Origin of the sequence: Halopseudomonas sp. MFKK-1, assembly GCF_027474385.1 — a bacterium.
Classification (GTDB): Bacteria; Pseudomonadota; Gammaproteobacteria; order Pseudomonadales; family Pseudomonadaceae; genus Halopseudomonas; species Halopseudomonas aestusnigri.
In genome coordinates, this window is the sequence record NZ_CP114836.1 from 1,661,080 (window position 1) to 1,683,763 (window position 22,684).

Consider the following 22,684-nt stretch of genomic DNA (forward strand, 5'->3'; position numbering starts at 1 on the left):
TCTTGAGTGCTTTGCCTTGACTAAATATTGGCTTGATGGCAAACAGATAACACTGCCAATTTTTTAAAAAGGACTTTTGATGAAAAAGCTAATCCCCTGTTGTATTTTTTTGGCGCTTACCGGCTGCAACAACGCCGACCAGGAAGCAGCCACGACTCAACCCGTTGAGCAGCCTACCCCTATCGCAACGACCTCAGAGCCCTCTGCTCCTCCTGCTCCCTCCGTCAGCTATGAAAGCTTGCTCATTTCCGGGGACGCGGCAGGTCCATTTACCGTAGAAAATGATGGCTTCAGCACCTTGAATTACTACAGCCGTGCAGGTGCGCTCAACCTGATGGAAGCAGTGACGCAAGATTACGAGTATCTGGGTTATTTGACACTGGAAAGTGCATACCAATTTGGTCCGGACAACTACGTCGTAATCGTGTCCACTGGTGAGGGCGGACGAAGCTGCCCGGCCACCACTTACGCCATCGCTTTTGATGCTCGGGGTGAGCATGTAACAGGCAGCACATCAATAGACGGCTGTTCGGAAACTGTTCAGTCTTTTGCTGAAGGCAACAAGCTGATGATCAAAAAAGAAGGCGACTCAACTGTCATCTACAACGCCCATATTGAGTAACACCCGAGACTAGAAAGATGTCGGATTCACCGGCGCTAAAGGCTTTGGTGCCGGTGCAGTCACCGGCGGAGCCATCTATGGTTTGACCAACTATGCAGGCATGGCCGCCCCCTTTGCAGCTGCCGTTGTGAGTGCTAGTAAAGGGTTAACTACACTGACCAACGAGTATATGGCTGGGTCTATCAGCTCCGCTGAGTACTTTGACCTGGGCATGTGCCTATGCGCTGAATCAGCGATCGTGGGGCTGGCAACAGCAGCTGGTCAGGCAGTCATACCAGTGCCGGTACTGGGCGGCATCATAGGCTCGATCTCTGGAAGAATGATGCTGCAGCTCGCTCAAGGACTTGATACCAAGCACATGGACGCTCTGAAGGCAGAAATGGATGAGTTTTTGTCCTCTCTGGACAAAACCTATCAGCGCGTTGTCGACCAGATCAATACCGAGTTCGACAAGCTGGGCAAACTGACTGATGCAGCTTTCGACTTCCAGCTGAACTACCAACTGGCGCTATCCACCAGTGTGGATCTGGCCGTGGCCTATGGTGTTGAAGAAGATAAGATCTTGTACAGCGTAAGCGATGTGGACGCCTTCATGCTTGGTTGATACCAAGGGCGGTTGCAGGAGCTGAGTGCAACACGGTTATTGAATTGACGCAGGAGCATCATATTGCATAGCCAAGGCTTTCAGCATCACTTCGCTCATGACTTCGATAGGACATTTGAAATCGAAGCGCTTACGTGGACGCATGTTCAGTTCAAACGCAATGGCATCCAGTTCTTCTTGGCTATGTACCGACAAGTCAGTGCCCTTGGGCAGGTACTGGCGGATCAGGCCATTAATGTTTTCGTTGCTGCCGCGCTGCCAAGGGCTGTGCGGGTCACAGAAGTAGATCGCCACACCGGTTCTCTGGGTGATCTCGGCGTGCTGTGCCATTCCCCGGCCCTGGTCGTAGGTCATGCTCTTGCGCATCGCCAGCGGCATGTTATTGAGGGCGGCGCTGAAGCCCTCCATTGCCGAGGTCGCCGTCGCGTCGTTCATCTTCACCAGCATCAGGTAGCCACTAGTGCGCTCCACCAGCGTACCTACAGACGAGGCGTTAGCCTTACCCTTAATAAGGTCGCCTTCCCAATGCCCCGGCATCAGTCGGTCTTCAACTTCCGGCGGGCGCAAGTGAATGCTGACCATCTCTGGAATCTGCCCGCGCCGATCCACACCGCCAAGGCGTGGTCTACGTGTCGTCTTGCCTTGGCGCAAACAAAGGATCAACTCCTTGCGCAGCTCACCGACGGGCAGGGCATAGATCGCGTTGTAGATCGTCTCGCGACTGTAGTGGTCAACAATTCCCGGACAGTGATTTAAGTTTTTCTTCTACAACAGCCGGCGGCACGAGGCCGTTGTGCTGATGTGGTCTTGTCCAGTTGTAGCATTGCATTAGGTAGCGACCTATATCCTGCTCAGCCAGTGCAGCGGTCATGTAGCCTACCGTCGGAACCCACTCCGTTTTCAGGCTACGGAACAGGCGCTCCATCGGTGCATTATCCCAACAGTTTCCTCGCCGACTCATGCTCTGGGTCATCCGGTATCGCCATAGCCTCTGGCGGAAATGGCGACTGCTGTATTGGCTACCTTGATCGCTGTGGAACAAGACACCACTTGGGCGCCCACGCATCTCGTAGGCTCTGTCGAGCGCCTTTACGACCAGATCAGCATCCGGCTTGGCAGACATCGCCCAGCCCACCACTCTGCGACTGAACAAGTCCAATACTGCGGCGAGGTAATGCCATTTGCCCTGCGCCCAGATATAGGTAATGTCGCCACACCAAACCGTATTGGGGGCCTCGACAGTGAACTGCCGATCCAAAATGTTCGGTATGTCAGGCCGTTCCACTGTCGACTTCTTGTAGGCGTGTGTCCCCGGTTGCTTACTAATCAGGCCCTGCTCTTTCATCAGCGCTCTTACCTTAAAGCGACCGATCACTGTACCTTCTGCTTGGAGCATGGCGGCTATGCTGCGACTACCCGCGGCACTGCGGCTTTGAGTAAACAGCTCGTTCACTCGACGACGCAGCAGTAGCCGCTGAACATTAACGCGCCTGCATCTGGCCAGGTAGGCGTAATAGCTAGAGCGCGACACGTCGAAAACAGCACACAACAGTTGGACGGGATAGCGCTTGGCCAGTTGCCGAATCGACCTCAACGTCTGCGCCCGTGCTCCTCGGCCATCAAGAGCGCAGTGGCCTCCTTTAAGATTTTCTTCTCCAGCTCAAGGCGATTGATACGCGCCTTCAGGGCTTGAATTTCCTGCTGTTCAGCCGTGAGCGCCTTGCTGTTTGGCGTCACTCCACCACGCTCCTCGCGCAGTTGATCGACCCAACGCCGGAGAGCGGTTTCTCCGACACCCATCGACTTGCAGGCTTCTGCCACGCTATAGCCTTGGTCGACGACCAAGGCCGCTGCATCATGTTTGAACTCGACCGAAAAGGATCGACGTTGTTTGCTCATTGAACACCTCGCTGATGGCGATTCTACCGCCTAACTTGGTGTCCGGGATTAGTAGACCACTACACTCCGGTCTTGCATTCCTGGCCGGATTTGCAGGGAGACTTATTGGCCACCCCATCAGACGTGTCCATTTGCTCGCAGCACGGAGCATCGGCCGTTGCATGGCCCTGATGATCGGCGCTCTGCATCGGGCAAGGTTGTGCCGGCATGCTGAAAGCCATACCGCCGAAGGTCGGCAGCACGAGGCTAGCAATCATTACCAGGATCAATCCAATCCGACGCACAGCAATTCACCAAGCGGGGCTATAGGGCGACTTTAGCAGATTGCCTCGAGGCATGAGCGCTCCTTTTGACGATAACAGCACTTCGTTGATTTGGATCAAATAGAGTGTCTAATCTCAAAGGGCGAATCGCCGTGATGGTTCACCCTTGGTTGCGAAGCCGCTCGACAGTAGCCGCAACCGGCGCAGACCGTCGTTGCCGAACATCCGGGATTGGAAAACGGAACTGAATCGCTTTACGATTCAGTTCGAAGACCGCATGATGCCCTTGTAATCAACCCTACAGGTTACACAAAATTCAGTACACCCCCGTAATTGAGGTGTCAGCCAGCGAATTTTCCGGCAATCTGAACCAATTCAATTCTCTGTCGGTGTCACTCAGATCTATCCCCTCCATCGTCGTTATGTGCGATCTGTAGTGTTAAGCTTCAGAAGTACAACTGAACGGAATACAACCTTAGAAGAAGTCAGGTAGACACCTTTCTGTTAGCGATTGTCTGACGCGGTTGTAGCACCTCCAGTATTTTTCGTACTGTTTTTTGCTTCATCCTCTTTTATTTGTTGATCACGGGCTTCTCTGCGCTCTTTGTTTTGTTCACGCAGGTTCTCTACCATCTGCCGGTAACGCATGCTCCCATCTTCTGCATGGACTACCGCAGTAACGTTCAGCGCAAATAAAAACATGAAAATCGTTGCTAGGGTCCTCATGGCTATACCTCTCATCTGAAATGGATTTTTGGGGACTCGTTAGTATGGTACATGGCGTCACCTGTCCGGCTGGTGACGCTGCGATTACAAAAATGTCATGCTGAAATAGATCAACGATCCGACCTTGTATTACCTCAATGTAATGTCCGTTTCACTTTGGTGACAGAAACGGTGTGCCATCATGTGCTTTGGATAATTCTAAAGGCAGGGCGGCGGCAAAAACTGAGTGCAACACCTGACCTTTCCGGTACGGTGCTGCCCCATGTCTTATTCCGAACTCAGCGTTGAAGAGCGTGCCATCATTCAAGTTAGTCATGCCCAAGGCCTCAGCTTGCGCAGGATTGCCTGCTTGATCAACCGATCCCCTTCGACGGTCAGCCGGGAGATGCGCCGCAATCGAGATGCAGCTGGCAGCTACTCGGCCCGTGTGGCTCAGCAGCGGATGAAGGCCCGCCGCCAGGCTTGTCGGCCCATGCGAAAGCTGCTGCCAGGGAGTGAGCGCTTTGAACTGGTGATCCATATGCTGCGCCAGCGTTTGTCTCCCGAGCAGATTGCCGGCAAGCTGCGCAGTATGAACATACCCAGTCTTAGAGATGCCTACGTCTGTCGCGAGACGATCTACAACGCGATCTATGCCCTGCCCGTCGGTGAGCTGCGCAAGGAGTTGATCCTTTGTTTGCGCCAAGGCAAGACGACACGTAGACCACGCCTTGGCGGTGTGGATCGGCGCGGGCAGATTCCAGAGATGGTCAGCATTCACTTGCGCCCGCCGGAAGTTGAAGACCGGCTGATGCCGGGGCATTGGGAAGGCGACCTTATTAAGGGTAAGGCTAACGCCTCGTCTGTAGGTACGCTGGTGGAGCGCACTAGTGGCTACCTGATGCTGGTGAAGATGAACGACGCGACGGCGACCTCGGCGATGGAGGGCTTCAGCGCCGCCCTCAATAACATGCCGCTGGCGATGCGCAAGAGCATGATACGACCAGGGCCGGGAAATGGCACAGCACGCCGAGATCACCCAGAGAACCGGTGTGGCGATCTACTTCTGTGACCCGCACAGCCCTTGGCAGCGCGGCAGCAACGAAAACATTAATGGCCTGATCCGCCAGTACCTGCCCAAGGGCACTGACTTGTCGGTACATAGCCAAGAAGAACTGGATGCCATTGCACTTCAACTGAACATGCGTCCACGTAAGCGCTTCGATTTCAAATGTCCTATCGAAGTCATGAGCGAAGTGATGCAGAAAGCCTTGGCTATGCAATATGATGCTCCTGCGTCAATTCAATAACCGTGTTGCACTCAGCTCCTGCAACCGCCAAGTATTTTAAGGGTGGGATTTGTTACTGACGCACTCTCAAGGCGCTGCATTGTTAGTTCCCCTCCGTCTTCAGCCATAGCGAGCGAAGAAGCAGCGGCCAGAAAGAACGGCAGGATTACTTTAGCAGGGCGGTTCATTTGTTACCCTCTTGGGTTAGTAGATACCTTTAGATTAAAGGGTTGACCCTTACCAGAAGATGTTCTTCGCATTACAAAGCAGTAATTAACCATCGCTTTCTGCCGATTCGGCTCTGTTTTAAACTCATCGTTTTTGTAGACCATCCCACGCTCGATTAGGCCATGCATGCATTAAATGTATGGCGTTGGTCTGATGGGGAGTGGGTACCAAGCCGTATCACTTTGAATCAGGCGTGCCGAGGAAAGGTGAGTTCGAATGTGGTCCGACCGTCTTTGCTGGCGACGGCCACGTGGCCTTTGTGGAGGTTCATCACTGAACGGACAATAGCTAGCCCCAATCCTGCCCCACGAGGTTGTATGCCGTTAACGCGGTAAAAGCGGTCGAACAGGTGCGGGAGATGATCCGATTCGATAGTCGCGCCATGATTGGTGACAGCCAGCGAGACGATGTCTATGTCCTTCTCAAGTATCTTAATTTCGACCGTGCTGCCAGTATTCGAATGCCGCAACGCGTTGGATAGCAGGTTGGAAATGGCCCGTTGGACCATAAGCCGATTTCCTAGAACTATGGCATCGCCCGTTACCGTCGTTGCGACTCCGGCTTCTTCGGCGAGGACTTCGAGGTATTCACAGACGCGATTCGCCTCACTTCCCAGGGATAGTTGTTCGAGTTTCAGTGCTGGGCTGGCGTGGCTGGCCTGGGCGAGAAACAGCATGTCTGACACGATTCGATCCATACGTTCCAGTTCTTCAACGGATGATTCGAGTACTTCACGATACTGCTCTTTGCTTCGCTCACGTACCAAAGTCACTTGCGCCTTGCCTATTAGGTTGTTCAGCGGAGTTTTCAATTCATGGGCCACATCGTCCGAGAACTGTGACAGTTGCTGAACTCCGTCATCGAGTCGATGAAGCATTACGTTGAGGCTGTGCGCTAATGCCTGGAGTTCTTGTGGGAGCCGATCGCTGCGGATTCGGGGTGATAGGTCCTGTGTCGATACCTTAGTCGCCAAGACCCGGAACTTGCGCAGCGGTCGCAAACCATTTTGGGCGATTAGCCATCCAGCCAATCCGATCAATATCAGTAGCATCGGCACGATCACTAAGGCCGAGCGCAGGAATGCAGCCACCAGCCGTTGATCGGCACTGCGATCTTGCGAAAGCAAAAGCGTCATTGGAGCCAGTCCCGGGACCTGGATTTGCTTGCGCCCGGTTAGCATCTGCACGCCATCCTTCGTTGTCCAGCCAAGATAGTCGCCGTCCCTGCTCACGAGATCCAGCAGCTGCGGCGCATGGGCGAACCGGCCGATATTGAAAATGGCTGATTGCGCCGTATCGCCGATGACCGTAATCGAAAGGTTGTCATGGCCGAGTACCGTATCGCTCAGTGCGTGTTGCCAGGAACGACCCATACGGGCTTTGGTGTCTTCTAGGAGTCCATGATCGATCTGCGAGAGCTTGGCCGTCACCTCCTCCTGGGCGCGCAATTCCAGTTGGCGCACAAGTACCCAGTAGCTCAGTGCAATCAGTAGCGCGACCAAAGCGGCGCCGGTCAGTGTGATTTGAAGCGCGAGACGCGATGCGAGGCTGAGTGGCTTCAAGGCCGCGCCTCCAGCACGTACCCGACACCGCGAATGGTGTGTATCAGGCGATCGCCAAAGGGTTCGTCCACCTTCATCCGCAAGCGACGAATTGCGACATCCACCACGTTGGTATCGCAGTCGAAGTTAATGTCCCAGACCAAGGCGGTAATTTCGGTGCGCGTCAGCACCTCGCCAGTCCGGCGCATGAGCAGGTGCAGTAACGCAAATTCTTTGCTGGTGAGATCAATACGCTGACCACTCCGGTAGGCCCGATGCCGGCCAGGGTCCAGTTCGAGGTCGGCTACACGCAGGTTGCTTGGAAGTGCGACTGCCTCGCCTCGCCGCAACAGTGTCCGGATACGAGCGAGCAGCTCGGGGAACTGGAACGGCTTGACCAGGTAGTCGTCGGCGCCCAGTTCCAAGCCGCGGACTTTTTGCTCTAGGCGGGCGTTGGCTGTCAGCATGATCACGCGTGTCTGCTTACGCCGCCTGATGAGTTCGAGCACCTCCCACCCATCCATGGTTGGCAGATTTACATCCAGTAGCACGATGTCATAGTCGTTCTGCAGTGCCAGGTGAAATCCATCGAGCCCATCATCCGCTCGATCAACCGTGTAACCACATTCGATAAGGCCCTGCTGCAGGTAGTCCGCAGCTTTGTTTTCGTCTTCTACAACCAGGATGCGCATGTTTTCAGGTAGCTCGGTAAGGAGGTAGGGTGCCGGTTAAACGGAACCAAAAATAATCTATGTAGTAACTATAAGGTCAAGACAAAAGCGACCTGGCCCTAGCGTGAAAGACAGAAGCGAAGATCTGTCTAGGGAAGCGCGAAGCACTCTAGCGCCGTAAAAGACCTGCAGGGCCATCTTGCAGATTTGTAATCTACTGCTCAATTGGTTGACTGGCAGCGCAAGGAGGCTCACTCAAGCAAAAAAAGGCGCCCCTATGGGCGCCTGAAACACATCTTCAAACCAAGGGAGCAAAAAACGAAGATGTGGTGTTGCCCGTGGTGCTCACAGGATCGAGAGCGGGTACTCTGCGATGAATCGAACCTCATCGAGGTCGGACTCGAAAGCAGTCGCCCGCGTAGTAGCCTGGCGCACCCGCAGAGAGAGGTCCTTGAACGAGCCTGTCTGTACAACGTAGCGTGCTTCGACGTCGCGTTCCCAGCGTTTCTGTCCGGTCAGAGGGGCACCGTTATCGTCTTGGCGCATGTACACCTCGTTGGCGTTGCTGTAATCGGCGCCCCAACCGCGGGCGTAACGGGTCATGAAGGTAAGGCCGGGTATGCCGTATTCCGCCATGTTCAGGTCGTAACGCAGCATCCAGGACTGCTCTTTAGGTGAGTTGAAATCACTGTACTGGATGGAGTTGTTCAGGTAGATCGAGTCCGCCTGGCGCAGGTAGTCAAAGTCGTTGTTACCGTTGTTTCGCTGATACGACGCCGTGACGGTGTGCGCGCCGAAGGCGACACCCAGACTGGAACTCCAGATGCTGTTGTTAAACTCGCCCAGCAATTTCCGACCTTCGTCGGTTGCCTTGTAGTAGTTGAAGCTGCCCAGCAGCACGACGGCATCGGAAAGTGGATAGGTGGCCGAGACACCGAAATAATGTTGATCCCAGGCATCCTTCAGCCGGCTGGTATACAGGCTAAGACTGAGGTTTTCGTTCACGCTATAGTCGCCGCCTGCGTAGCCGAGCCAAGGCGAGTCGACGCCGCCGCCATAAAACGTGACGAAGTCATCGTTCGTGTTGCTGGTATTGGGCTGGCTCATCGCGTGCAGGCGGCCGCCCTGGAGGGTGAGGTCGTCCAGCGAGTTGTTCACAACGGTGACACCCTTGAAAGACTCCGGCAGCAGCCGTGCGTCACCAAAGTGCACGACAGGAGTAGCGGGAAATACATCGCCTGCCTTGATCTCGGTGCCCAAGAACCGTGCTTTCACGGCCCCCCCTACTCGAGAAAAGTCATCCTCGGCATCGCCAGCGCTGTCGTGGGGAAGCAGGTCGATGCTGCCACCCACACCGGAGCGTCCCGAACCGGAATCGAGTTTGAGGCCGAGCATGGCGAAGGCGTCGACGCCGATCCCCACCGAGCCTTGGGTATATCCGGACTCAAAGAATGCCATCAGTCCGTGAGCCCATTCCTCAGAATAGCCATTGCCGGTGGCGCTCCCACCGTCGCGAAAATCTCGGTTGAAATAAAAGTTGCGATTTATCAGCGAAAGCGTGCTGCCTTCGATGAAGCCCTCCGCTGTTTCCGATTGGGCAAAGACCGGGGCGCTGCCCAGTGCCAGTGAAAGGGCTGTAAGTGAAAGGGCGGCCTTTTTGCTCATGATGATGCTCCTGATATACGGCATGTCAGCGCTCGAATGACGCCTTCGCCTTTTTGTTCGAGTGCCGGGCGATGATCTCCCCCTGTAAATGACCGCAGGATTAGCGGTAAATGACGATCTCGTAATCTTGAGCGGTGCAATCGCAGATATTCCTTGGATTACAAATTTGTAATGTCGTAGTCACCCGGCCGATATCCGCGCTTATCTAAAATCACGCCGCTTAGCCATCAGCTATCTGGCCGGTTTAGTGCGGCTGAGGAAACGCTATCGACGAAGGGGGCACTGCACTGCAGTGTTGCGTATGTATCAAAAGAAACGCTTGTATCTGCTTGCTAGCGGGCTGCTTGGGCTCGGGCTGGCACTAATGTCGCTCGAGGTGGGCGCGCAAGACGGTCTGACACTGGAGCGGGCCGTGTCCCTTGCGTATGAACGCAACCCAGAATTTTCCGCTGCGCGGTCGGAGATCGGCATCGCAAGCGGTCTGCGCCGCCAAGCTGGGGTTATCCCGAACCCGGAATTAGGGTTCGAGGTGGAAGACACTCAGTCCGACCGCCAGACCCGCTCAATTACAATCACCCAGTCGATCGAGTTGGGCGGCAAGCGCGGCGCTCGAGTCGGCGTGGCGGATGCTAATCGCTCGATGGTGGATGCCGATCTCGACCTTCGACGCCAAGGATTACGTGCAGATGTGATCCAGGCATTCTTCGCCGCCCTGCGCGCCCAAGAAGGCATGCGACTGGCCGAGGCCTCTCTGTCATTGGCCGAACGGGCTGCTAAGGTCGCCGATGCACAGGTCGATGCCGGAAAAGTTTCGCCAGTGGAGGCGACGCGCGCCGATATGCAACTGGCGACCGTACAACTGGACCTGCGGCGAGCACGCCAGGAATGGGACAACGCTCGACAGATGCTAGCGCGCCTACTCGGGACCGACGCACCGGAGTTTGGCAGTTTGCTGGGCAGTTTCGAACACCTGCCAGATGTGCCTAGCGAATCTGCATTATTGGCGCGCGTGCGTGAGAGTGCCGATATGCGTAGGGCTCTGCGCCAAGTGGCCTTGAGTGAAGCCGAGCTGGGGCTTCAGCGAAGCCAGCGCTACCCGGACATAAGCGTCAGTATCGGTAGCCAGTACGACGAAATCGAGCGTGAGCGCGTCAACCTCGTCGGCCTCTCTGTTCCGCTGCCTTTATTCGATCGTAACCAAGGCAATGTTCTGGCGGCCGCACGGCGGGCGGAGCAGGCGCGTGATCTTCGTAATGCGGCAGAGCTGCGCGTTCGTGCGGAGATCCAGCAGGCCCTTCGCGACTGGCGTACCGCACGTGCAGACGTCGAGGAAATACGCAACCGGATACTGCCGGCAGGACAGCGAACCGTGGAAGCGGCCACACGTGGTTTCAGTCTTGGCCGCTTCGCGTTCCTCGACGTGCTCGACGCACAGCGTGCGCTGATAGATGCACGCACGCGCTATCTGCAGTCATTGCAAGCCGTGGTCGACGCCTGGGCGCGTATCGAGCGGCTGTACGGACCTACCACTACCTTCGAATGACCGAAACGCCGCCATTACGTATTGGCGGTGGGGGAGCTTGCATGAAAAAACAGACGGGAATCGCTCTGGCGGTCGCTTTGGTACTGCTGACCGGCGTTGGCGTAAAACAGGGCTTCGTTCTTGAGGCGCAGGCCAGCGATAACAAGGCTGAGCACGCCGAGGATGGCCACGCGCATGAGGATGGAGAAAGCGGTCACGAGGAATCTGAGAACGACCATGGGGACGAAGACGGTCATGACGCTGAAGGCGATGGCCACGGCCATGGTGACGAAAGCGGTCATGGCGGTGAGGAGGACGAGCACGGCAACGAAACGCATGCCGAAGGTGAGATTGAGCTTTCCGAAGAGCAGATACGTGCCGCAGGCATTCAGCTAAGCAAGGCCGGACCGGCTGAAATCGGCTCGTCTGTATCTTTGCCGGGCGAGCTGCGTTTCGACGAAGACCGTACCGCACATGTCGTGCCCCGTGTGGCCGGCGTTGTCGAATCGGTTTCGGTCAACCTGGGTGACCAAGTGAAGAAGGGCCAGTTGCTGGCGGTTATCGCCAGCGAGCAGCTGTCCGAGCAGCGTAGTGAGCTGGCTGCCGCCGAGCAGCGCCTCCGGCTGGCTCGCACCTTGTTCGAGCGTGAGCGCACCCTATGGCAGGAGCGTATCTCTGCAGAACAGGACTATTTGCAGGCCCAGCAGAGCCTGCGCGTAGCAGAAATCGACTTGCGTAATGCCCAAGAAAAAACACGGGCGCTGGGCGGCGGAAGTGGCGCAGGCGTAGGCAACCGCTACGAGCTGCGCGCACCTTTCGATGCAGTGGTCGTCGAGAAGCATATTGTGCTGGGCGAGCGTGTGGATGAAACGACCAGCGTCTTCACTCTGACTGATTTGTCGCGGGTTTGGGCCACGTTCAGCGTACCTGCCCGTGATTTGATGCGCGTAACCGTCGGCCGAGAAGTCGAAGTTGTTGCCGGCGAGCTAGGCGTGCGAACAATGGGGAAGGTCGCCCATGTGGGCAGCCTGCTGGGCGAGCAGACGCGTGCCGCGACAGCCCGCGTGACCCTGGCCAACCCCGATGGGGCTTGGCGTCCCGGTCTTTTCGTGACGGTCCGAGTTAGCGCCGATGGACGCAGTGCACCGGTCACGGTGCCGGTCGAGGCGGTCCAGACCGTCGAAAACGCGCCGACGGTTTTCGTTCGCACGCCGCACGGCTTCCAGGCGCACCCGGTTTCGCTGGGCCAGCGCGACGAAAATCGCGTGGAAATTCGTGACGGATTGCAGGCCGGCCAACAGATCGCGACCGCTGGCAGCTTCATCCTGAAATCCGAACTCGGCAAAGGCTCCGCCGAGCACGTTCACTGATCCTCCGGATACCTAACTCATGTTCGAACGTATTCTTCGCTTCGCCATCGAGCAGCGCTGGCTAGTGCTGCTGGCGGTCTTGGGCATGGCGGGCGTCGGGGTTTATAGCTATCAGCGCTTACCTATCGACGCTGTGCCCGACATCACCAATGTACAGGTTCAAATTAACGCCGCAGTCCCAGGCGCGTCGCCGCTTGAAACCGAGCAACGCGTTACCTTCCCCATCGAGACGGCGATGGCCGGCTTGCCCCACCTGCGCCAGACACGTTCATTATCGCGCTCCGGGTTCGCTCAGATCACCGTAATCTTTGATGATGGCACCGATCTCTATTTCGCCCGGCAATTGGTGAGTGAACGGCTGCAGGCCGCGAGCAACGAGCTTCCGCAGGGCGTGGAGGTCACTCTCGGTCCCATCTCCACCGGCCTGGGGGAAATCTTCCTCTGGACGGTCGAGGCCGAGCCCGAGGCGCGCCGTCCTGATGGTCAGCCCTACACGCCGACCGACCTGCGTGAAATCCAGGACTGGATCATCAAGCCGCAGCTGCGAAACGTTCGAGGCGTTGCCGAGATCAACACGATCGGTGGCTTCGCCAAAGAGTATCAGGTAGCGCCCGATCCGAAGCGCATGGCCGCTTACCGAATCACTCTGGAACAGCTCGTCGTTGCGCTTGAGCGCAACAATGCCAACGTCGGCGCCGGCTTCATTGAGCGTAACGGCGAACAGTTGTCGATCCGCACACCTGGCCAGCTCGGCTCCCCCGCGGACATTGGCAATATCGTCCTGAGCAACGCAGGCGGCGCGCCCGTGCGGGTTCGCGATATTGCCGAAGTGGGGATCGGTCGTGAGCTGCGTTCAGGGGCAGCCACCGACAATGGACGCGAGGTGGTCCTTGGGACCGCGTTCATGCTGGTAGGAGAAAATAGCCGTAGCGTGTCGCAGGCCGTCGCGCAGCGCTTGGAGATTATCAACCAGAACCTGCCAAAAGGCGTAAGCGCGATAACGGTCTATGACCGGACCGACCTCGTAGACAAGGCAATCGCCACGGTTCGCAAGAACCTGATCGAAGGCGCGATCCTGGTTATCGCCGTGCTGTTTCTCTTCCTCGGCAACCTGCGTGCAGCCCTGATCACAGCAATGGTCATCCCGTTGTCCATGCTGTTCACCTTCACCGGCATGGCCACCAACAAAGTCAGTGCCAACCTCATGAGCCTAGGGGCTCTCGACTTCGGCATCATCGTCGACGGTGCGGTGGTCATCGTCGAAAACGCCATCCGCCGGCTTGCCCACGCGCAGGAAAAACATGGCAGGATTCTGACCCGTAGCGAGCGTTTCCACGAAGTATTCGCGGCGGCCAAGGAGGCACGGCGTCCGCTCATCTACGGCCAGCTGATCATCATGGTGGTCTACCTGCCCATCTTTGCGCTCACTGGTGTCGAGGGGAAGATGTTCCACCCCATGGCATTCACCGTGGTAATCGCACTGTTGGGTGCCATGATTCTATCGGTCACCTTCGTGCCCGCTGCTGTTGCGCTTTTTGTCACCGGTAAGGTGCAAGAGAAGGACAACCGCCTGATGCGCGCGGCGCGCAATGGCTATGCGCCCGTGCTCGACTGGGTCATGCGTCATCGCACATTGGTATTCAGTGGCGCCGTCGCTAGCGTGCTGCTGTCTGCCCTGCTGGTGATGCGAATGGGTAGCGAGTTCATTCCGAGCCTTAGCGAGGGTGATTTTGCGCTTCAAGCTCTGCGCGTTCCAGGGACCAGCCTCTCCCAATCCGTGGATATGCAGCAGCGGCTGGAAAAGGCAATTGCCGAGCAGGTCCCGGAGGTCAAGCGTACATTTGCCCGAACCGGCACCGCCGAGATCGCGGCTGACCCGATGCCGCCGAATATTTCGGACAGCTATGTGATGCTCAAGCCCAAGGAAGAATGGCCAGATCCGGACAAATCCCGCGAGCAGCTCATTGAGGACATCCAAAAGGCGGCCGCATCTGTGCCGGGCAGCAACTATGAGATGTCTCAGCCGATCCAGTTACGCTTTAACGAGCTGATTTCCGGAGTTCGCAGCGATGTGGCCGTTAAGGTGTTCGGGGACGATATGGATGTTCTCAACAAAACAGCTGATGACATCGCGGCGATATTGCAAGACGTACCAGGCGCTTCCGAAGTTAAAGTGGAGCAGACGACGGGCCTCCCATTGCTGAGCGTCAATGTGGATCGTGACAAGGCGGCACGCTTCGGGCTCAACATCGGCGATGTGCAGGATACCGTCGCCGCCGCGATTGGCGGACGGGAAGCCGGAACCTTTTTTGAGGGTGACCGTCGTTTCGACATCGTTGTTCGTCTTTCCGATACGCTGCGTGCCGATCCGGATGTGCTGGCTCGCCTGCCGATTCCGGTGCCAGCGGTAGCGGGTGCTGCCAACGACCGAATCGACTTTATCCCGCTGGCTGAGGTTGCCACGCTGGAATTCGTGCTGGGCCCGAATCAGATCAGCCGTGAGGATGGCAAGCGTCTGGTGGTGGTAAGCGCCAACGTTCGAGGGCGTGACATTGGCAGTTTCGTCCAAGATGCGTCTGCAGCAATCGCTGAACGAAACCCGGTACCGCCCGGTTACTGGACGACGTGGGGTGGGCAGTTCGAGCAGCTGCAGGCTGCCGCCAAGCGCCTGCAGCTGGTCGTCCCAGTCGCCTTACTGCTGGTCTTCGTGCTGCTGTTCATGATGTTCAACACACTGCGCGATGGGCTGGTCGTCTTCACTGGCATTCCGTTCGCGCTTACTGGGGGAATTCTTGCACTCTGGCTCCGGGACATTCCCCTCTCAATTTCCGCTGGCGTCGGGTTCATCGCGTTGTCGGGTGTGGCAGTACTCAACGGACTGGTGATGATTGCTTTCATTAAAGGATTGCTAGAGGAAGGCCGGCCTTTATCCGAGGCTGTGCGTGAGGGCGCACTGGTGCGATTGCGCCCAGTCCTGATGACAGCGCTGGTGGCGTCGCTCGGCTTCGTCCCAATGGCGTTGGCCACAGGGACCGGCGCGGAAGTCCAACGGCCTCTGGCGACCGTGGTCATTGGCGGCATCCTGTCCTCGACAGCACTGACGCTGCTGGTATTGCCTGCGCTCTATTACACGGCTCTGCAGCGCCGCATGAAACGCAACGAAGAGGCTGAGGACGCGAGCTGATATTGGTTTTCTCCCAACGTAGGCCAGGCTTGATGCCTGGCCTTTTTATGAATATCCAATCGAAGCTTCGAAGGGTTCACTGAAAGGATTTGTGGCCCCAATGCGCTGGTAACGACTGACGGGTACGTTATCGAGAAACAAAAAAAGCGCCTCGAAAGGCGCTTAAATACAGGTTAAAAACCAATGGGCCACGAACATAACCATAACACCGAAGCTATAGGCGATAAGCGTCTAATTGCTGCTATAGGCGTTAACGCCGCATTAACACTGGCACAAATAGTCGGTGGAATACTCTCTGGTAGCTTATCACTCATTGCTGACGCGCTACATAATTTGAGCGATGCCGCATCACTGGTTATTGCGCTGATCGCACGTAAGATCGGTCGCAGACCGCCAGATGCATTTAAAACCTTTGGCTATCGACGCAGTGAAACCATAGCGGCTTTGATCAACTTGGTCACCCTGATCATCGTCGGTCTCTATCTTATTTACGAGGCCATAGGCCGGTTGTTTTCCCCGCAGCCCATTGAAGGTTGGACAGTGGTCGTGGTCGCGGGAATAGCCTTGGTTGTAGATATCGTCACGGCCTTTCTCACCTACACAATGTCCAAGAACAGCATGAATATAAAGGCGGCATTCTTGCACAATGTGTCGGATGCGCTGGCCTCCGTCGGCGTTGTTATCGCCGGGACATTGATACTTCTGTATGGGTGGTACTGGGCGGATACTGTACTGACACTGATGATTGCTGGCTACGTGCTCTGGCAAGGCTTTAGCATGCTGCCTAAAACCATCCATCTGTTAATGGAGGGCGCGCCAGAAGGCGTTTCCGTCGCTGATATAATCAATGTCATGGAACAAGTAAACGACGTCGAGGGCGTTCACCACGTGCATGTTTGGGAAATCGCTGAGCATACAATTGCACTGGAAGCACATGTTGTCATCAAGAAGGCGAGTCTGCCTGGGATCGAACGAGTGAAGACTGATTTGAAACGTGTACTCCATGAGCAATTCAAAATCAGCCACTCGACACTCGAGATGGAGCTAGACGGCAGTGTTTGTCTCGACACCAAGCAGACCGACAATCACTGCAGCGAAGCATAAGCTTACTATGCGCTACAATTAAAACAAGGTATTAACAGAGCGAATAGCCGAATATCACTTATTGGCGCTATGCCCTCGACCTGCGACATATTTCAGGTATATAGATAAGCAGCTCGTCACGATAAAATTCAGCTAACTCAAGTGCACCTGCCGCAGGCTGACGCGATAGCAAGTCTCCTAGCCACTACCACTGACAACGCTCAGATCCAGCGGCGGACGCGGGCGCGGTAGCGAACGAATGATTCGCCGAACAGCGCCTCTAGCGCCCACTCTTCGGGTGCGATCTGGAAACGGTTCATGTACAGCACGAAGGCAACCACGCCCAGCAGGGTTAGAGGCGAGCCCAGGGCCAGCGCCCAAGCTGCTAGGATGATGGCGAAGCCCAGATACATGGGGTTGCGGCTGTACTGGTAGATACCAGATTCCACCAATACCGAAGCCTGCTGCGGCTGCATTGGATTGACCGTAGTGCGAGCGCGGTGAAACGATAGTACGCCGGCGAAGCACACGCCGAGCCCCAGGAGCAGTACCGGCAAAGCGAAGGTCAGGCGCGCGGTCCATGCCATTTCAGTGCCCGGCAATCTAGGTCCCGATAAACCCATCAGCAGAGCGATCAGGCCCGCTACGAGCAGCGGTGGCACGCGGTTCTCCAGCGCGCTCATAGTGTCATTTTCCTACCTTGGCCACTTCACTGCTCACCAACCGGCGCAGCGGCTCCGGGCCGAACTCGCTGAGCGCACGACCATTGACAAAAAACGTCGGGGTGCCACGAACCCCAACGGCATTAACATCCTGCATGTCCGTTTCCAGCACGGCGTCGACGCTAGGCGTATGCATGTCCTGGCGGGCCTGCTTCAAGTTCAAACCGACGCGCTCGGCAGCAGCCCATGCCTGCGTTACCTTGGGGTCGTCGTGCCAACCGGGCTGGGCCTCCAGCACAGCCTCCAGCACTTGTTCATGGAGATTTTGCTTACGCGCCGCCTCCAACATTCGCGCCACCTCTTCGGAGCCTTGATGGAACAGTACATAGCGCAGCACCAAACGAACGTCTTCCGGGTTCTCGGCTAGGATCTGCTTCACATAGGGATGGAAGGCGCGGCATGCCTCGCAGGAAGGATCGAAAAATTCAACGATGGTCACTGGAGCCTGCGCTGGACCGAACACTGGTGAGTGGAAGCGAACCAACTGGCCGCCGCCTTGTTTGGTTTGTGTCGCGGCCTCTTGGACGGTCGAGCCGGGAGCCTGGGCCTGTTGAGGCGACTGGGAGGGGGAATAGAAGAATGCGACGGCAGCGAAGACGGCCAGGATCACGACACTGAGGATCATGACCACGGAACGGCGATTCATGGGGTGGTTCTCCGACGGATGATAATGAGCAGAATGGCGATAAGGAAAAAAGCGAACAAGGCGATTGCCGGCAGGGGCACCACGCCGAAGAGAGTCATCCCTGCGCCTGAGCAGGATGGACCGGTGGCTGCGCAGGGCTGGATCGGCTGGGGAATCAGCCCGGCATAGAGTAGCGTGTGAACAAATGCCAGGGCCGCACCGATAGCGGTCAGCGGTAGGGCGTAGCGCCAGACGGCGAAATCCGAGCGGTAGCAGGCGATGGCGAGGATCACTGCCAGCGGAAACATGAAGGCACGCTGGAACCAGCACAACACACAAGGTGTCTGGCTCATCACCTCGCCAATAAACAGTGCGGACAGGGTCGATACCAGTGCGACCAGCCAAGTTAGCAGGAGCAAATTCCAAGCCATGTCTGAAGGTTGAGGATTCATTGCGGTTAACTCCTGGCGATGGCGAACACTTGCCTCAGACCCGCCATCCAGTTATTTCGAAACATCATGCATCCTCTTATCGGCAGGACCTGTTAGGGGGCTTCGCCCAACGGCGAAGCGAAAAGCAACCAGCCTCAACGCTGGGTTAAATCCGTTGCCAGTGAGAGAATGTCGCCCTTGCGCAACAAGGGAAGATATCAGATGTGGCGGGACTGGCTGGAAGAACACCAGATAGCATTTTATTTCGCGGCGGTAATGGCCGCTGCTATTGCAGGTTTGAGTTCTGCGCAATTCACCGGGCTGACGGCCATGGCCATCACACCGGCGATTGCCGTGCTGATGTATGCCATGTTTCTGCAGATTCCGTTTTTGGAGCTGCGAGAAGCTTTTGCCAACCGCCGCTTCGTCGGTGCCTTGTTGCTGGCCAACTTCCTGTTGGTGCCATTAATGGTGTGGTTGGTGACATGGCCGCTCTCATCGAACAAGGCCTTGTTGGTCGGCGCGCTGCTTGTCCTGCTGACGCCTTGTATCGATTACGTGGTGGTCTTCACCCACCTGGGCAGAGGGGACTCTCGTCTGGTCCTCGCGGCGACGCCATTGCTGCTGTTGCTCCAGCTTCTGCTGCTGCCCCTCTACTTGCAGCTAATCCTTGGCCCCGAAGCCGGCACAGTGATCGAGCTGTGGCCCTTCGCAGAAGCCTTCCTGTTACTGATCTTCCTACCCTTGGCAGCCGCTGTGCTCACCGAATTTGGCGGACGCCGATCTCTGCTGCTTCGCGCATGGAGCGCAGGTTGGGCCTGGCTGCCAGTGCCTGCAATGGCCCTGGTTCTAATCGTGGTGGTGGGTTCGCAGATCGCGGCTGTCGTGTACCAACTCGACATCCTGGCGCCGTTGCTTCCGGTATACGGAGCGTTTCTACTGCTCGCTCCGGCTCTCGGCGTACTCAGCTCCCGGCTATTTGGCTTGGAGGCTTCTGCCGCACGGGCAGTGGCCTTTAGCTCAGGCACTCGCAACTCGCTTGTAGTGCTTCCCCTGGCCCTAGCGCTCCCCGAGTCCATTCGCGCGCTGGCCGCGGCGGCTGTGATCACTCAGACACTCGTAGAACTGATTGGTGAATTGATCTACTTACGGGCGATTCCAGCCATGGTCAGGAACAGGTGAGCCTAGTCGAAATCGGCGAGAGCGCTCATGGTTCGTGGTTTGGTGCAAGATCGATCAGCGGCGCAATGAGGAGCTGAGCAGCACGAGCCCAGGAAACCAGTGCCTCAAGATCCATCTGCAGAGATTCGGCCTCTGCCCAAATACAAGCACTCTCGGCAGGCGCCGTAAGAGCGATGCCCTCAACTATCGTCAGAGACATCGCATGCAATCTCAGCAGCTCGTCGCGAATGGCGGTGATTCCACCCACTTCCAGCAAGCAGGCGTCCAATCGATCAACCAGCCGGAGCAGTTGAGAGGTGTCGAAGCCGTCGCGCAGGCTTTCCAACGCCACTGCATCGACTTCGCCGTACGGTGTAACGCGAAAGGATGCGGGAGGAACATTGATCATGTGGTTTTCTCGGTATCTAGCTGGCGAGGGGTGATCACCCGCAGCGAGCCGGCAGCTTGTTGGAACACTAAGTCCTTGATCCAAGGCTCCGGTGGCCGGTTGAGCTTGAGGTTGAATTCGCCGAAGCGCTTGACGTTGCTGGTCAGGTAAGGGCTGAGGAAGGACAAGTCCTCGTCGGTGAACTGCCAACCCTCTCGGGCCAATTTCTGCAGGATGCGCATCATATCTACAGTGTTCTGCAGGATCACCGATGAGGCCACCATGTCGTTGTAACGTAGACGTTTTTGCTGTTCGTCCGGATCGTTCTCGGCAATCACGTCGCTACCGAACGAAAGCCACTTCGAGAAACCGTTATAGGACTCGATCTTGTTGGTGTTCGCGGTGACCTCCTGGCGCAACTCGCGGCTGCCGATCCAGTTGAGCAGGAAGATCGTGCGGATCACGCTGCCCAGTGCCTGGGCCGCATGGTAGAGCTTGTTGCGCCGGCTGTAGGAGCCGAGCTTTCGCAGCAGCATAGGCGAGGAGATTTTGCCGGCCTGGATGGACAGCGCGACCTGCATCAAATCTTGCCAGTGAGTTTCGATCAAGTGCCAGTCGGCAGTATCGGTGAACAGGCGGTTGATATGCTTGTACGACGCGCCGCGATCCGGCCGGCACATCACCAGGTCACGCCAGTTGCGGATACGCGGCATCAGGTTGATGCCCAGCAGATGGGTGAAGGCAAAAACTGTCGCCGATTGCCCCTGCGTATCTGAATACACAGTGTCTGCCTCAACACTGAGATCAGCCTTTAGCAGCCCCTCAATTACGTAAATCGCCTCCCAGATGCCAGGTGGGATGAAGTGCTGGAACACAGCGATGTAGTTGTTGGCCACGTGCCGATAGGCCACGGCACCCATCTTGCGGTAGCGGAAGTGGTAGCCGGCCAGCAGGTTGTCATCATAGAAGTCGAACTGCGTGCCGTCCGCTGCCACCGCCTTGCCATCGCCCCAGAGCTTAGGCAGATCAAGTTGCAGATAGAGTTCCACTAGCTCGCGGTTAGCCTTGTCCAGCTTCTCCAATGATAGGTGGCGGCGATTCGTATAGGACAGCATGTGTGGCGTGACATTACCGGCCAGATGCCGCGCGGCCTGGTTGGGGCCGAGATTGCAGCCCATGGCGAAGATGGTCATCAGATAGCGCTCGGCAGGCTCTTTGAGCTTCGGCTCGTTACCGGACATGGGACCGAAATGCCGCGTGAACTGAATCCAATGCTCGATGTTGGCCATGATGTCGAGCACGTGCCTGGCCGGCATGCGCTGCATGAGCGCCGTCTGTAGTGAGATCGCCGAAGGTGGAATGTCCCGCGCCGTTACTCGGCGCAACACCGGTTCTCCGGCTTCGTTAATCGATATGTAGTGGTCTACTAATCCCGGACACCAAGTTAGGCGGTAGAATCGCCATCAGCGAGGTGTTCAATGAGCAAACAACGTCGATCCTTTTCGGTCGAGTTCAAACATGATGCAGCGGCCTTGGTCGTCGACCAAGGCTATAGCGTGGCAGAAGCCTGCAAGTCGATGGGTGTCGGAGAAACCGCTCTCCGGCGTTGGGTCGATCAACTGCGCGAGGAGCGTGGTGGAGTGACGCCAAACAGCAAGGCGCTCACGGCTGAACAGCAGGAAATTCAAGCCCTGAAGGCGCGTATCAATCGCCTTGAGCTGGAGAAGAAAATCTTAAAGGAGGCCACTGCGCTCTTGATGGCCGAGGAGCACGGGCGCAGACGTTGAGGTCGATTCGGCAACTGGCCAAGCGCTATCCCGTCCAACTGTTGTGTGCTGTTTTCGACGTGTCGCGCTCTAGCTATTACGCCTACCTGGCCAGATGCAGGCGCGTTAATGTTCAGCGGCTACTGCTGCGTCGTCGAGTGAACGAGCTGTTTACTCAAAGCCGCAGTGCCGCGGGTAGTCGCAGCATAGCCGCCATGCTCCAAGCAGAAGGTACAGTGATCGGTCGCTTTAAGGTAAGAGCGCTGATGAAAGAGCAGGGCCTGATTAGTAAGCAACCGGGGACACACGCCTACAAGAAGTCGACAGTGGAACGGCCTGACATACCGAACATTTTGGATCGGCAGTTCACTGTCGAGGCCCCCAATACGGTTTGGTGTGGCGACATTACCTATATCTGGGCGCAGGGCAAATGGCATTACCTCGCCGCAGTATTGGACTTGTTCAGTCGCAGAGTGGTGGGCTGGGCGATGTCTGCCAAGCCGGATGCTGATCTGGTCGTAAAGGCGCTCGACAGAGCCTACGAGATGCGTGGGCGCCCAAGTGGTGTCTTGTTCCACAGCGATCAAGGTAGCCAATACAGCAGTCGCCATTTCCGCCAGAGGCTATGGCGATACCGGATGACCCAGAGCATGAGTCGGCGAGGAAACTGTTGGGATAATGCACCGATGGAGCGCCTGTTCCGTAGCCTGAAAACGGAGTGGGTTCCGACGGTAGGCTACATGACCGCTGCACTGGCTGAGCAGGATATAGGTCGCTACCTAATGCAATGCTACAACTGGACAAGACCACATCAGCACAACGGCCTCGTGCCGCCGGCTGTTGTAGAAGAAAAACTTAAATCACTGTCCGGGAATTGTTGACCACTACAGGCAACAGCGCCAGGCCGAGTACCAGCCAGATACTATCCATCATCTTCCTTCCTTGG

The 22,684-nt window shown here is 56.7% G+C and carries 18 protein-coding genes and 3 pseudogenes; 9 read left to right on the forward strand and 12 right to left on the reverse strand.

Annotated elements, in window-relative coordinates:
* Positions 1 to 79: 79 nt before the first annotated feature.
* A complete protein-coding gene (locus O5O48_RS07735) occupies positions 80 to 622 on the forward strand; it encodes a hypothetical protein (protein ID WP_228247657.1) in 543 nt (180 codons plus the stop codon).
* Between the two features lie 82 nt (positions 623 to 704).
* A complete protein-coding gene (locus O5O48_RS07740; protein ID WP_228247656.1) occupies positions 705 to 1,226 on the forward strand; it encodes a hypothetical protein in 522 nt (173 codons plus the stop codon).
* Positions 1,227 to 1,262: 36 nt separating this feature from the next.
* On the opposite strand, the pseudogene O5O48_RS07745 reads toward O5O48_RS07740, so the two are convergent.
* From O5O48_RS07745 to O5O48_RS07755, 3 genes and pseudogenes are all read right to left on the reverse strand, one after another.
* Positions 1,263 to 1,952, reverse strand: a pseudogene (locus tag O5O48_RS07745) (IS30-like element ISPsp4 family transposase); the annotation flags it as partial.
* A gap of 4 nt (positions 1,953 to 1,956) precedes the next feature.
* Positions 1,957 to 3,125 (reverse strand): IS3 family transposase gene (locus O5O48_RS07750; RefSeq protein WP_228247539.1). Its coding sequence is split into 2 segments (ribosomal slippage): positions 1,957 to 2,864 and positions 2,864 to 3,125, totalling 1,170 coding nucleotides; the frame shifts between segments, so codons are not numbered across the junction.
* 767 nt (positions 3,126 to 3,892) lie between these two features.
* A complete protein-coding gene (locus tag O5O48_RS07755) occupies positions 3,893 to 4,114 on the reverse strand; it encodes a hypothetical protein (protein ID WP_136869545.1) in 222 nt (73 codons plus the stop codon).
* A gap of 262 nt (positions 4,115 to 4,376) precedes the next feature.
* Between O5O48_RS07755 and O5O48_RS07760 the strand changes: the two are divergent.
* Positions 4,377 to 5,403 (forward strand): annotated as a pseudogene (locus O5O48_RS07760) (IS30-like element ISPsp4 family transposase).
* 11 nt (positions 5,404 to 5,414) lie between these two features.
* Here O5O48_RS07760 and O5O48_RS17720 read toward each other — a convergent pair.
* The 4 genes from O5O48_RS17720 to O5O48_RS07775 all read right to left on the reverse strand — a co-directional run bounded on the left by O5O48_RS17720 (position 5,415) and on the right by O5O48_RS07775 (position 9,486).
* The gene (locus O5O48_RS17720; RefSeq protein ID WP_332367352.1) at positions 5,415 to 5,570 is read right to left on the reverse strand and encodes a co-regulatory protein PtrA N-terminal domain-containing protein; all 156 of its coding nucleotides are present in this window, start codon (positions 5,568 to 5,570) and stop codon (positions 5,415 to 5,417) included.
* 227 nt (positions 5,571 to 5,797) lie between these two features.
* Entirely contained in the window at positions 5,798 to 7,171 is a 1,374-nt protein-coding gene (locus O5O48_RS07765; protein ID WP_088276318.1) for a heavy metal sensor histidine kinase, read from the reverse strand.
* The gene (locus O5O48_RS07770) at positions 7,168 to 7,842 is read right to left on the reverse strand and encodes a heavy metal response regulator transcription factor (RefSeq protein ID WP_045634019.1); all 675 of its coding nucleotides are present in this window, start codon (positions 7,840 to 7,842) and stop codon (positions 7,168 to 7,170) included. Before O5O48_RS07770 ends, O5O48_RS07765 begins: the two co-directional genes overlap by 4 nt.
* Before the next feature lie 324 nt (positions 7,843 to 8,166).
* The gene (locus O5O48_RS07775) at positions 8,167 to 9,486 is read right to left on the reverse strand and encodes an OprD family porin (RefSeq protein ID WP_269688567.1); all 1,320 of its coding nucleotides are present in this window, start codon (positions 9,484 to 9,486) and stop codon (positions 8,167 to 8,169) included.
* Positions 9,487 to 9,787: 301 nt separating this feature from the next.
* Here O5O48_RS07775 and O5O48_RS07780 point away from each other — a divergent pair, with 301 nt between their 5' ends.
* The 4 genes from O5O48_RS07780 to O5O48_RS07795 all read left to right on the forward strand — a co-directional run bounded on the left by O5O48_RS07780 (position 9,788) and on the right by O5O48_RS07795 (position 16,666).
* The gene (locus tag O5O48_RS07780) at positions 9,788 to 11,029 is read left to right on the forward strand and encodes a TolC family protein (protein WP_269688568.1); all 1,242 of its coding nucleotides are present in this window, start codon (positions 9,788 to 9,790) and stop codon (positions 11,027 to 11,029) included.
* 41 nt (positions 11,030 to 11,070) lie between these two features.
* On the forward strand, positions 11,071 to 12,378 hold the full coding sequence (locus O5O48_RS07785) for an efflux RND transporter periplasmic adaptor subunit (protein ID WP_083729360.1): 1,308 nt from the start codon (positions 11,071 to 11,073) through the stop codon (positions 12,376 to 12,378).
* A gap of 19 nt (positions 12,379 to 12,397) precedes the next feature.
* On the forward strand, positions 12,398 to 15,562 hold the full coding sequence (locus O5O48_RS07790) for a CusA/CzcA family heavy metal efflux RND transporter (protein WP_269688569.1): 3,165 nt from the start codon (positions 12,398 to 12,400) through the stop codon (positions 15,560 to 15,562).
* A 183-nt stretch (positions 15,563 to 15,745) separates the two neighbouring features.
* The gene (locus tag O5O48_RS07795) at positions 15,746 to 16,666 is read left to right on the forward strand and encodes a cation diffusion facilitator family transporter (protein ID WP_011914465.1); all 921 of its coding nucleotides are present in this window, start codon (positions 15,746 to 15,748) and stop codon (positions 16,664 to 16,666) included.
* A gap of 200 nt (positions 16,667 to 16,866) precedes the next feature.
* On the opposite strand, the gene O5O48_RS07800 is transcribed toward O5O48_RS07795, so the two are convergent.
* Genes O5O48_RS07800 through O5O48_RS07810 form a run of 3 tightly spaced genes read right to left on the reverse strand, consistent with a single transcriptional unit; the run spans position 16,867 to position 18,444 of the window.
* Positions 16,867 to 17,328, reverse strand: a complete 462-nt coding sequence (locus O5O48_RS07800; protein ID WP_181075468.1) for a methyltransferase family protein — start codon at positions 17,326 to 17,328, stop codon at positions 16,867 to 16,869.
* Positions 17,329 to 17,332: 4 nt separating this feature from the next.
* Positions 17,333 to 18,013, reverse strand: coding sequence for a DsbA family protein (locus O5O48_RS07805; RefSeq protein WP_181075469.1), 681 nt, complete (start codon positions 18,011 to 18,013; stop codon positions 17,333 to 17,335).
* On the reverse strand, positions 18,010 to 18,444 hold the full coding sequence (locus O5O48_RS07810) for a disulfide bond formation protein B (RefSeq protein WP_181075470.1): 435 nt from the start codon (positions 18,442 to 18,444) through the stop codon (positions 18,010 to 18,012). Before O5O48_RS07810 ends, O5O48_RS07805 begins: the two co-directional genes overlap by 4 nt.
* A gap of 201 nt (positions 18,445 to 18,645) precedes the next feature.
* Here O5O48_RS07810 and O5O48_RS07815 point away from each other — a divergent pair, with 201 nt between their 5' ends.
* Positions 18,646 to 19,605 carry an arsenic resistance protein gene (locus tag O5O48_RS07815; RefSeq protein WP_181075471.1) on the forward strand — a complete coding sequence of 320 codons (960 nt, stop codon included), beginning with the start codon at positions 18,646 to 18,648 and terminating at the stop codon, positions 19,603 to 19,605.
* A 25-nt stretch (positions 19,606 to 19,630) separates the two neighbouring features.
* Here the strand turns inward: O5O48_RS07815 and tnpC are convergent, their stop codons facing one another.
* Positions 19,631 to 19,993: a Tn3 family transposase post-transcriptional regulator TnpC gene (tnpC, locus tag O5O48_RS07820; protein WP_181075472.1), complete on the reverse strand. Its 363-nt coding sequence runs from the start codon at positions 19,991 to 19,993 to the stop codon at positions 19,631 to 19,633.
* Positions 19,990 to 21,387: pseudogene (locus tag O5O48_RS07825) on the reverse strand (transposase); the annotation flags it as partial. The pseudogene O5O48_RS07825 and the gene tnpC, both read right to left, overlap by 4 nt.
* A gap of 63 nt (positions 21,388 to 21,450) precedes the next feature.
* Between O5O48_RS07825 and O5O48_RS07830 the strand changes: the two are divergent.
* Positions 21,451 to 22,619, forward strand: a protein-coding gene (locus O5O48_RS07830; RefSeq protein ID WP_228247539.1) for an IS3 family transposase whose coding sequence is annotated in 2 segments (ribosomal slippage) — positions 21,451 to 21,712 and positions 21,712 to 22,619 — 1,170 coding nt in all. Because the reading frame shifts where the segments join, the coding sequence is not laid out codon by codon here.
* Positions 22,620 to 22,684: the final 65 nt, after the last annotated feature.

Coding starts and splice junctions, on each gene's coding strand:
- O5O48_RS07805 (WP_181075469.1), bottom strand. CDS start 18,013: ATGAATCGCCGTTCCGTGGTCATGATCCTCAGTGTCGTGATCCTGGCC.
- O5O48_RS17720 (WP_332367352.1), bottom strand. CDS start 5,570: ATGAACCGCCCTGCTAAAGTAATCCTGCCGTTCTTTCTGGCCGCTGCT.
- O5O48_RS07775 (WP_269688567.1), bottom strand. CDS start 9,486: ATGAGCAAAAAGGCCGCCCTTTCACTTACAGCCCTTTCACTGGCACTG.
- O5O48_RS07785 (WP_083729360.1), top strand. CDS start 11,071: ATGAAAAAACAGACGGGAATCGCTCTGGCGGTCGCTTTGGTACTGCTG.
- O5O48_RS07735 (WP_228247657.1), top strand. CDS start 80: ATGAAAAAGCTAATCCCCTGTTGTATTTTTTTGGCGCTTACCGGCTGC.
- O5O48_RS07795 (WP_011914465.1), top strand. CDS start 15,746: ATGGGCCACGAACATAACCATAACACCGAAGCTATAGGCGATAAGCGT.
- O5O48_RS07780 (WP_269688568.1), top strand. CDS start 9,788: ATGTATCAAAAGAAACGCTTGTATCTGCTTGCTAGCGGGCTGCTTGGG.
- tnpC (WP_181075472.1), bottom strand. CDS start 19,993: ATGATCAATGTTCCTCCCGCATCCTTTCGCGTTACACCGTACGGCGAA.
- O5O48_RS07790 (WP_269688569.1), top strand. CDS start 12,398: ATGTTCGAACGTATTCTTCGCTTCGCCATCGAGCAGCGCTGGCTAGTG.
- O5O48_RS07755 (WP_136869545.1), bottom strand. CDS start 4,114: ATGAGGACCCTAGCAACGATTTTCATGTTTTTATTTGCGCTGAACGTT.
- O5O48_RS07815 (WP_181075471.1), top strand. CDS start 18,646: ATGTGGCGGGACTGGCTGGAAGAACACCAGATAGCATTTTATTTCGCG.
- O5O48_RS07770 (WP_045634019.1), bottom strand. CDS start 7,842: ATGCGCATCCTGGTTGTAGAAGACGAAAACAAAGCTGCGGACTACCTG.
- O5O48_RS07800 (WP_181075468.1), bottom strand. CDS start 17,328: ATGAGCGCGCTGGAGAACCGCGTGCCACCGCTGCTCGTAGCGGGCCTG.
- O5O48_RS07810 (WP_181075470.1), bottom strand. CDS start 18,444: ATGAATCCTCAACCTTCAGACATGGCTTGGAATTTGCTCCTGCTAACT.